This window comes from Kitasatospora sp. NPDC018058 (genome assembly GCF_044327205.1).
In the GTDB taxonomy this organism is placed as follows: Bacteria; Actinomycetota; Actinomycetes; order Streptomycetales; family Streptomycetaceae; genus Kitasatospora.
Genome location: NZ_JBIRFA010000095.1, coordinates 1 through 10022, shown reverse-complemented (window position 1 = coordinate 10022; position 10022 = coordinate 1). Strand labels below are relative to the sequence as shown.

General features: G+C 68.5%; 9 protein-coding genes. 5 read left to right on the top strand and 4 right to left on the bottom strand.

Annotation, left to right across the window (positions count from 1 at the left end):
- Positions 1 to 80: 80 nt before the first annotated feature.
- Together ACH4E7_RS44500 and ACH4E7_RS44495 are read right to left on the bottom strand one after the other, a co-directional pair.
- Positions 81 to 512, bottom strand: a complete 432-nt coding sequence (locus tag ACH4E7_RS44500; RefSeq protein ID WP_396254938.1) for a hypothetical protein — start codon at positions 510 to 512, stop codon at positions 81 to 83.
- A gap of 60 nt (positions 513 to 572) precedes the next feature.
- Complete coding sequence (locus ACH4E7_RS44495; protein ID WP_396254937.1) at positions 573 to 767, bottom strand: hypothetical protein; 195 nt, start codon at positions 765 to 767, stop codon at positions 573 to 575.
- Between the two features lie 422 nt (positions 768 to 1189).
- Here ACH4E7_RS44495 and ACH4E7_RS44490 point away from each other — a divergent pair, with 422 nt between their 5' ends.
- Positions 1190 to 1339: a hypothetical protein gene (locus ACH4E7_RS44490; protein WP_396254936.1), complete on the top strand. Its 150-nt coding sequence runs from the start codon at positions 1190 to 1192 to the stop codon at positions 1337 to 1339.
- 22 nt (positions 1340 to 1361) lie between these two features.
- Here ACH4E7_RS44490 and ACH4E7_RS44485 read toward each other — a convergent pair whose 3' ends face one another.
- Together ACH4E7_RS44485 and ACH4E7_RS44480 are read right to left on the bottom strand one after the other, a co-directional pair.
- The gene (locus ACH4E7_RS44485; protein WP_396254935.1) at positions 1362 to 2423 is read right to left on the bottom strand and encodes a helix-turn-helix domain-containing protein; all 1062 of its coding nucleotides are present in this window, start codon (positions 2421 to 2423) and stop codon (positions 1362 to 1364) included.
- A gap of 740 nt (positions 2424 to 3163) precedes the next feature.
- Complete coding sequence (locus tag ACH4E7_RS44480) at positions 3164 to 3619, bottom strand: PadR family transcriptional regulator (protein WP_396254934.1); 456 nt, start codon at positions 3617 to 3619, stop codon at positions 3164 to 3166.
- Between the two features lie 14 nt (positions 3620 to 3633).
- Here ACH4E7_RS44480 and ACH4E7_RS44475 point away from each other — a divergent pair, with 14 nt between their 5' ends.
- The 4 genes from ACH4E7_RS44475 to ACH4E7_RS44460 all read left to right on the top strand — a co-directional run bounded on the left by ACH4E7_RS44475 (position 3634) and on the right by ACH4E7_RS44460 (position 9751).
- Positions 3634 to 4392: a MerR family transcriptional regulator gene (locus tag ACH4E7_RS44475; protein WP_396254933.1), complete on the top strand. Its 759-nt coding sequence runs from the start codon at positions 3634 to 3636 to the stop codon at positions 4390 to 4392.
- Between the two features lie 272 nt (positions 4393 to 4664).
- Entirely contained in the window at positions 4665 to 5948 is a 1284-nt protein-coding gene (locus tag ACH4E7_RS44470) for an FG-GAP repeat domain-containing protein (protein ID WP_396254932.1), read from the top strand.
- Between the two features lie 58 nt (positions 5949 to 6006).
- Positions 6007 to 7107, top strand: coding sequence for an FG-GAP-like repeat-containing protein (locus tag ACH4E7_RS44465; RefSeq protein WP_396254931.1), 1101 nt, complete (start codon positions 6007 to 6009; stop codon positions 7105 to 7107).
- Positions 7108 to 7189: 82 nt separating this feature from the next.
- Positions 7190 to 9751, top strand: coding sequence for an FG-GAP-like repeat-containing protein (locus ACH4E7_RS44460; RefSeq protein WP_396254930.1), 2562 nt, complete (start codon positions 7190 to 7192; stop codon positions 9749 to 9751).
- Positions 9752 to 10022: the final 271 nt, after the last annotated feature.

The following is a 10022-nucleotide window of genomic DNA, read 5'->3' as shown; positions in this document are numbered from 1 at the left end:
CTCAAACGGCTCCGGTGAGAGTAGTGCTCACCTGCTGGCGGCTACGGGCCGTAGTCTCCCTCACGGCCCGTCGAATCCCATTAGGCGTGGGTGTGGGGGACGGGTTCGCCGGTGAGGGTGTTGGTCAGGGCCCGGGTGCCGAGGGGCTGATGCAGGACGACCGTGAGCTCGGCGATGCCGCCGTCCTCACATCCGATGTCCGGACCCGAGGCATCCCGGCGCCTGAGCAGCAGGGTGACCTGCTCGGCCGTCTCCCGTGCCACCAGGTCGGGCTTGTAGTCGCAGCCGCTCCAGGCGACCTCCATCGAGACTGTGCGGTCGTCCGCCGCCACGGTGGTGTTCTTCGTGGACGGGTCGGCGAGCGCGACGCGGCGCAGGACCGAGGCGTCCCGCCGCGTGTAGGGGAGTGGGTAGTCGGATTCATCGCCCCATACGACGTAGCACGCCGCCACTCCCGCCCCGATCAGCGCCACCGCGGCTATCCAGCGCTTGTCGCGCGCCGTCAGTTCCATCCCACGGCCCTCCCTGTGTCGTCGATCAGGGTAGGCCTGCCCGGAAGAGTGCCTGGCGGGTCAGTGGGTGGCATCGACGGCGATGCCGACGAGCTGGAGGATGGCGTGGCCCCAGGCGGTGGCGGCGATCAGGACGCCGAAGACGACGGCGGTGAAGACGGTGAACGCCTCGTCGACGCGGCTGCGCGCGTGAGTGGTGCGCCGCAGGCGCGCGACGATGACGATCGCGAGGAACACCGTCGCGCTGATTTGCACTGCCCACCCAACCCTCTATTTGACTCTGCGTGAGGCTCCGAATACCCGTTGCGCTCCGCCATTCGGGTGAGCATGCCAGAACCGCCGCCTGTCCGGGCCCGCTTTGCGAAACCGGCCGGACCCGAACCGTCGACGTTGCTGCGGCGGGTGCCGGCCGTGGGGTCGGGCGCCGACAGGTGCCCGATGGCGTGCGGGGCGGCCGGTCGGCCGCCGGACCGAGGCGGTTGAGGTCGCGACGTCGGGGCTGCTGGTAGCGGCGCCGGCGGTGGCCGACCGCGCTCGCTGTCACCCGGTGCCCGGCCCGTGTCAGCTCGGTGGCCTTGACCTGCTGCCGGGCTGTGAGCGACTGGCCGGGCGCGTACTCCGGCCGGGGAGGTGTGCCCGGGGCGGCACCGAACGGCAGTCCGTGCAGCACTTCGAGGATGTGGCCCTCCCACCAGAGCGCCTTCTCCAGCACCGCCGGCGGCAGCGTCTCCAACAACGACACCGGCGGCAACGGCATCTGGGCCGGCCCGACCAGAACCTCGAAGCCGTCGGCCTCGAACAGCTCCAGCAGCGGGACGACCCGGTAGGGACCGGCGTCGTCGGACAGCGTCACGGCCAGGGCGGGCAGCATACTTCAGGTCCAGTATCAAAGGAACAGGTCTGACCAAATCGCCAATATTGCAGAATAAGTGGAACATTCCGAACGTGGGCAAATTTCCCGAGCAAATCCACCCAAGGTGTCGAAAGATTCAAGCCATGCCATTGGCGAAGGTAGATTTTCCGCCGCCTCGGCTTAGTGTGTGAATCGAGCATTAATTCGAATCGATACTTTCTGGGGGGATTTATGGTAATTTTTGCGCGCCTTGAGAATTCGCCGCAGGGCTCGCGCCGACGGCGCCCCGGGTTGTGGCCCCGCTGGCTGACACCGGTGTAGGTGAGGTCTGCACTGACCAGGGCCCGGCGCAGGCCGGTCTTGGGGACCGCGATGTCGAAGGCCTGCCGCAGCAGGTTGTCGACCGGGAGGACGTCGATGGCGGCGAGCATGCTCGGCTCGGGGCTGTTCCAGTCGACGGTGCTCGCCGTGGTGGACGGCACTGAGCAGACGGTGCTGACGGTGACCCAGATGCTCGACTCGTCGCGGAGCAGCCGGTGCGTCAGCATCTGCTCGGCCAGGTCCTGGAGCTGGTCTTCGGTGGCTTGGCGGCGCCGGAACCTGGCCGCGTAGGCCGCTTCCAGATCGGTTTCGCCCAGCCAGTCGGTGTCACTGTCCCGACGTCGGGGCAGCCCCCAGGACTCCTTCGAGGTGGGTACGAGGTGTGGGGCCTCTGCGCTTCGTGGCACCTCGACCACGATGAGGTGGGTTCCCCCGCCTGGTTGCTGCTGCGTCAGCGGGACGGAGTAGACCCGCAGCGCTGGAATGAACGGGCGCACGATGGTCGCCTTGGCCCGCAGCCGCTGGATGTGGGGCTGCGGGTTCGTGACGCCGACCAGCTCCGCTGCTCCGTCGGCACCGTCCTCCCGGACGCCGTAGACGATGAGCCCGCCCGCCGTGTTGGCCATGGCCGCCACGTCCTTGGCGAATTCCTTCGCGTCTTTGGCTTCGTCGACGTCCAGCTTCCAGTCGAGATCCTCCGCCTCCTTGAGGCTTATGTCCGCGGCGTCGAGGATCATCTGCTCCGTGACCGGACCTGCCGGGACACCGAGGGCGCGATGCAGCGATGTGTACGTCACGCAGCCACCGGGGCCAGACCCCAGCCGCCGTCGAATCGGGTGGTTGTCGTCATGGACACCCCTTGTCTCCCGTCTGATCACCGTGCTGACCCGACTGTAGAAGCAGTTACTCGGCACTGTCACTGGTTGCACGCTTGGGAGACGGGGCCGGGGCGCCGGTAGTGCGGGTCCGGCGCTGTCGTCGGCCGCAGCGTCTGGAGTTCGCGAGGTGAGCCAAGCCTCGCGCGTGATCGCGCGCAGCCCCTCCAGGCGCTCGGCCAGAATGGCTCGTCGTACTCGGCCAGGGGGACGGTGGGCGGGTGGGCGGGCTGGCGGGCCAGCACGGCAGCTCCAGCCCCCTGCTCCTCACCGGTGATGGGGCGGGTTCGGTTGCGTGCGGTGGTTGCCGCTGCGGCGCTGTGCGGTGTTCCTGCTGGGGGCGCGGTGGGGCGGGCCTGGGGCTGTGCGGCGCCGCGGACTCCGTGTTCGTTCCTCATCGCGCCAACTGCGCGGCCTCGCCACTTCTGGTGGGTCTGTCCATCGGGTGGCCGGCGGTGCGGCGGCAGGCCTGGGTGTCTGCCGCCGCACCGTTCGGTGCACTGTGTTGCTGACGGTCCGTCAAGGTGGGACCGGCTCCGGGCGGGGCTCGGGGAGGCGCGTCGGCGCCGGAATGCTCGTGGGTGTGGTCAGGGGCGAGGCGGTCATGCCGTGCCTCCGTTCGGCTGGTGCCGGCCGAGGGCGAGGCGGCGTTCGGCCTCGGTGACGCCTGCGCGCAGGCGCTCGGCTTCCGCGGTGAGGACGTCGCGGCCCTGGTCGGTCAGGGTGAAGTACCGGCGCAGTTTTCCGGCGACGACCTCCTCGTGGTCGACCTGGATGAGTTCCTGCTGGAGCAGGCGGTCGAGGGCGGTGTAGAGGGTGCCGGTGAGCAGTTTGGTGCGGCCGCCGGAGATGGCCAGGACTTCCTGGACGATCGCGTAGCCGTGCCGGGGGGGGTGTCGGCCAGGGCGGTGAGCACGAGCCGGGTCGGTTCCTGTAGATGACGGGCTGCCATGGAGGCGCCGCCCCCGACGGTCGCCATGGGTCTCGGGGTTGAAGTTGCCGCTGCGGCAGCTCCTACCGTCATGGTCAGGGCCGGAGAGACCGGCCCGGCGACACACATGCAGGAGCCGTGATGGACTGGCCGATTTCAGAGGTGGCCCGGATGTCGGGCGTGACCGCCCGGACACTGCGCCACTACGACGAGACCGGCCTACTGCCGCCGGCCCGGATCGGCGCCAACGGCCACCGCTATTACGAGGAGCACCAGCTTCTGCTGCTGCAGCAGATCCTCGTACTGCGGGCGCTGGGCGTCGGGCTGCCGGAGATCGGCCGGATCCTTGCAGCGCAGGTCGACGAGGTGGACGCCCTGCGGAGCCACCACCAGCGGCTGCTCGCCGAACGGGACCGGCTCGATGCCCTGGCCGACACCGTCTCCCGCACAATCGCCGAACTGGAGCAGTCCAGGAAGGACGGCAACCCCACGACTATCAACCGCCCGGAGAACCTCTTCGAGGGCGTCCAGCCCTCCCAGTACGAGGACAGCCTGCGCGACTTCCCCGAGCTCGCCGAAGCGGCCACCCGGCGGACCGCCACGATGGATCCGGCCGAGGTCGAGGCCGGGCAGCGCGAGCGCACGGCACAGATGATTCGGCTTGCCGAGCTCCTGACCACCGGCCTCCCGGCCGACGCCGAACCCGTTCAGGCCCAGATCGACGCTCAGTACCGGGCCCTGATGGAACTGCGCGCCGTGTCCGCCGAGGAGTACCGCGCCATCGGCCGCTCCTGCGTGGACAACGACACCTGGCGCACCGCCTACGAAGCGATCGCCCCGGGTCTGGCCGCGTACCAGCGCGACGCCATCGAGGCATACGCCGCCACCCGGCTGACCTGAGCGCGGCGCAACCGCCATTCCGGGACAGGCCCGCGATGGCGGTTGCGCCGTGTCACGGCGGCTGGCGAGTTCGATCCCGAAATCCGGCTGCCGCCACCTCAACAGGGTGCCGCCCGTTCTCGTGAACAACGACTCCGCTCAGGAAGACCGCCTCCCGACGAGCTGAACAATCGCTGTCGGAAGTCGTGAACAAAGCCAGGCCTGGGCCCGGCGATGACCACCAGCGTGGTGTGTCGGCTCCAGCCACCAACTACCGAATCAGGAGTACGCCCTTGCCTACCAAGGCCTCCAAGCTCGTCCGCATAGCCCTCGCCGTCGCTGTCGCAGCTTCCGGAGCGATCGCCACCACGGCCCTCACGACCACCGCGGCCCACGCCGTCGGCACGTCCTCGACCGGGGGCCAGATCACGCGTTCCGAGATCACCGTGCGCGCCCAGTCCTGGGTCAACGAGAACGTGCCGTACAACCAGGACAGTGACTGGAACGACAGCAACGGCACGTATCGCCAGGACTGCTCCGGCCTGGTGTCGATGGCCTGGCACATCGACACCAGCGGCACCAATTACGGTTTCACGACCCAGACGATGGACCAGTTCGCCACCCGGCTCGGCAGCCTGGATGACCTCAAGCAGGGCGACGCCATCAACAACATCAACACGCACACCGTGCTGTTCGACCAGTGGACCGACTCCAGCCACTCCACGGCCATGGTCTACGAGGAGGCGCACAAGGGCACGACCGCCCGATACCGGGCCATGGACCGCAGCGAGATGACCGGCGGCGGCTTCCTGCCCTTCCGCTACAACAACGTCCTCGACGTCACGCTCCACTACTCGCAGACGGCGGCGGCGGACTTCACGGGTGATGGGAAGGCGGACATCATCGCTCGGGACGATGCGACCGGGAACCTGATGATGTGGGTGCACGGCACGGGTGCTTCGTATTCTGCGCCCAGGGTGGTGACGGGGGGTTGGAACTTCACCGAGACGACGGTGGGCGATTTCAATGGTGATGGCAAGGCGGACGTCATCGCGAAGGGTTCGGACGGCAACCTGTACATGTGGTACGGGAACGGTGACGGCACCTTCGGTGCACCGCATGAGGTGACGGGTGGTTGGAACTACACGCAGACGGCCGCCGCCGACTTCGACGGGGACGGCAAGGTCGACCTGATCGCGAAGGGCTCGGACGGGAACCTCTACACGTGGCCGGGCAATGGCGACGGCACGTTCGGCGCACCGCATCTGCAGACCGGCGGCTGGGACTACACCGAGACGCGGGCCGCCGACTTCAACGGCGACGGGAAGGCCGACCTCATCGCCCGCGACTCCGGCGGCAACCTGGTGATGTGGCTGCACAACTCCAACGGTTCGTTCGGGGCGCCCCAGCAGATCACCAGCGGCTGGAACTTCAGCCAGACGGCCGCTGCCGACATCGACGGCAACGGCAAGACCGATCTGATCGGCCGTGACGACACCACCGGCAACCTCATGGTCTGGGCCGGCAACGGCGACGGCACCTTCACCCGCTCCTACGCCCTCACCAGCGCCTGGTAACACACACCTCGTCATCGACCGACGCATCGTCATGCAATCCCCACCGAAGGAAACACAGATGAAGAAGTCCGCCGCAGTGCTTGCCGCCGCCGCATTCGTGACCACCGCACTGGCGGGAGCCGGGTCGGCGAACGCCGCCTCGCTGAACACCTGGGACAAGGTCGCCCAGTGCGAGAGCAGCGGCCAGTGGGACATCGTCGATGTCCTCGGCGGAGTCACCTACTACGGTGGTCTCCAGTTCGACAAGGGAACCTGGGAGGCCTACGGGGGCACCGCGTACGCGCCCTACGCCAACCAGGCGACCAAGCAGCAGCAGATCCTGATAGCCGAGAAGGCCCTCGCCAAGCAGGGCGAAAACACCTGGCCGAACTGCGGTCCGAAGTACGGCCTCGGCACAGACACCGCAGACCCGTACCCCACGACGGTCCTGCACTACTCGCAGACGGCGGCGGCGGACTTCACGGGTGATGGGAAGGCGGACATCATCGCTCGGGACGATGCGACCGGGAACCTGATGATGTGGGTGCACGGCACGGGTGCTTCGTATTCTGCGCCCAGGGTGGTGACGGGGGGTTGGAACTTCACCGAGACGACGGTGGGCGATTTCAATGGTGATGGCAAGGCGGACGTCATCGCGAAGGGTTCGGACGGCAACCTGTACATGTGGTACGGGAACGGTGACGGCACCTTCGGTGCACCGCATGAGGTGACGGGTGGTTGGAACTACACGCAGACGGCCGCCGCCGACTTCGACGGGGACGGCAAGGTCGACCTGATCGCGAAGGGCTCGGACGGGAACCTCTACACGTGGCCGGGCAATGGCGACGGCACGTTCGGCGCACCGCATCTGCAGACCGGCGGCTGGGACTACACCGAGACGCGGGCCGCCGACTTCAACGGCGACGGGAAGGCCGACCTCATCGCCCGCGACTCCGGCGGCAACCTGGTGATGTGGCTGCACAACTCCAACGGTTCGTTCGGGGCGCCCCAGCAGATCACCAGCGGCTGGAACTTCAGCCAGACGGCCGCTGCCGACATCGACGGCAACGGCAAGACCGATCTGATCGGCCGTGACGACACCACCGGCAACCTCATGGTCTGGGCCGGCAACGGCGACGGCACCTTCACCCGCTCCTACGCCCTCACCAGCGCCTGGTAACACACCTCGCGGGCTGCCTCCCCGGACCGCCGGGGAGGCAGCCCGCCGTTCGACGGATCGCCACATCATCCCAAAGGACTGTATGAACATCCTGCGCCGAGCACCTCACGCCGCCGGACGCCCGATCGCGGCGCTGGCGGCATTGTCCGTCCTGGGCGCCTGCCTGGCGTCACTGGGAGCGGCCCCCGCGCTGGCCGCAACCCAGGGCAGCCCGCTCACCGCCCTGTTCAACAACACCGCCGTCACCGCGGACACCGACACCTCGGCCGGGGACCTCGACGGCGACGGCGACACCCTCTCCGCCTCCGACCTCGACGCGGCGGGCTGGTCTCAGCGTGCGCGGATCACCGTCAGCGGCGCCACCTTCTCCCGGGTCGACGTCGCTCCCGGCCACCCGGACAACGTCCTCGCCGCCGGCCAGACCGTCGCGGTCAGCGGCAGCGGCAGCGCGCTGAGCTTCCTCGCCACCGCCACCAACGGCCCGGTGACCGGCAGTGGAACGGTGCGCTACAGCGACGGAACGAGTAGCGACTACAGCCTCACCGTGGGCGACTGGTCCCTGAGTGATGCCGCTGGCGCGGCTCTCACCCTCCCACACCGCAACACCGCCTCCGGGACCCGGACCGCTGAGGCCCAGCTCTACGCGGTCTCAGTCCCGATCGTCCGGGACAAGGCCATCACCTCGGTCACCCTGCCGAACGTCGGCGGGGTGACCGGCAGCGGTAGGCCGTCACTGCACGTCTTCGACCTCGCCGTGCGCGACACCACATCCGCCCCCAACGGAAAGACATGGGAGGCCAGTTGGGCGACAGCGATGGGTGTGGCCAGTCCCGTTCCGCAGAGCGGCGGCTGGACCGGGCAGACCCTGCGGATGACCGTCCACCCGAACCTCACGGGAGACACGGTCCGGATCAGACTGACCAACGCCCTCTCCCCGTCCCCGGTGACCTTCGGGCACGTCACCCTGGCCGTCCAGGCCGATCACGGCACTCCCAAGGCGACCCCGGTGTCGCTGACCTTCGGCGGCTCCCAGCAGACCATGGTCCCGGCCGGCGGCGAGGTCTACAGCGACCCGATCGCTTTCCCGATCAGCCAGGGCGACAACCTCCTGGTCAGCGTCTACCTGCCCGGACCGGTGCGAGTCGCGCCGATCCACGACTGGGCACTGAGCACCTCCTACACCACCGAGCCCGGCGCGGGCGACCACAGTGCCGACCCCGACGCGACCGGCTACCCCGGGCAGTTCTCCTTCTGGGCCTTCCTCACGGGTGTCGACATCGCGACTGACAACGGCAGCGGCACCGTCGTCGCACTCGGCGACTCCCAAACCGACGGCGGCCACACCGCCATGGACGCCAACCACCGCTGGCCCGACTACTACGCCGCCGACGTTCGCGCCAGCTCGCCGAACACGGGCGTGGCCAACGTCGGTCTCTCCGCGAACTCGCTGCTCACCGACACCACCGGCGGGGCCGGAGTGAGCGCGCTCAACCGCCTCGACCGCGACGTCTTCTCCCAGCCCGACGCGCGGACCCTGGTGCTGTACGAGGGCATCAACGACATCGGCCTGCACAACGCCTCCGCCACCGATCTGATCAGCGGCGTCCGGCAGGTCGCGGCCCGGGCACGCACCTACGGGATGCGTGTGCTCGTTGCGACCATCCCGCCGTTCGGCGGCAGCACCCACTACAGCGACGCCGGGGAGAACGTCCGACAGGCCGTCAACGGCTACCTCCGCTCATCCCACGACTTCGACGGCTGTGCGGACTTCGACCTGGCGGCACGCGATCCGCTGATGCCGAGCCGCCTCCGGGACGGCCTCTACGACCGGAACGACAACCTGCACTTCAACGACACCGGTACCAAACTCCTCGCCGACACCCTCGCCCGGGGCAACCCCGGCGTCGCCACCGCGATGTCCCAGACCGCGATGGGCGACATCAACGGCGACGGCGTCGCCGACCTCCTCGCCCGCGAGGACTTCACCGGCAACCTGAAGGCCTGGTACGGCAGGGGCGACGGCACCTTCAGCGCCCCCGTCGTCGTCACCGGCGGCTGGCGGGACTTCTCGGAGACGACCCTCGCCGACTTCACCGGCGACGGCCTGGCAGACATCCTCGCCAAGGGCCCGGACAACGTCCTCTACCTCTGGAAGGGCAACGGCGACGGGACCTTCGCCTACCCTGTCCAGGTCACCTCGGGCTGGAACTTCACCCAGACCATTGCCGCCGACTTCGACGGGGACGGCAAGACCGACCTGGTGGCCAAGGGCGCGGACAACAACCTCTACATCTGGCCCGGCCACGGCGACGGCACCTTCGGTTCCCTTATCAGACTCACCTCCGACTGGAACTTCGCCCAGACCACCGCCGCCGACTTCAACGGCGACGGCCAGGCCGACCTCGTCGCCCGCGACACCGACGGCATCCTGTGGATGTGGACCCACAACCCCGGCGGCTACTTCAACACCCCTGTCAGGCTGACCGACGGCTGGGCCTTCACCCAGACTGTCGCCGGCCGCACCACGAAGGGCGGCAAGGCCGACCTTCTCGCCCGCGACGACTCCACCGGTCTCCTGAAGCGGTGGCCTGGCGACGGCAACACCAGCTTCGCCCGGCCCACCGACGTCACCGCCGGATGGTGAGCGGGTCTGTACGGTCTTCGGCTCCTACAAGATTTTCGTAGCCGGTGATGAGCCTGTAGCACAACCGGTGGACCGAGAGTTGCACCGAGAGTGCAGAGCACCTCCGGCCGACAGTGCGTTCCCGCAGGTCAGGCCTTAGCTTGATTTTTAAGCCGCCGCTGCGATCTTGGCGTGGTGGGCTTCGAGCGTGGGTTCGCGTTTGACGGTCTTCCCGACGTCGTAACGGGGCGCCGGCCTGCGATTCTTCGTGCCGGGTGGTCGCCCTGGGCCG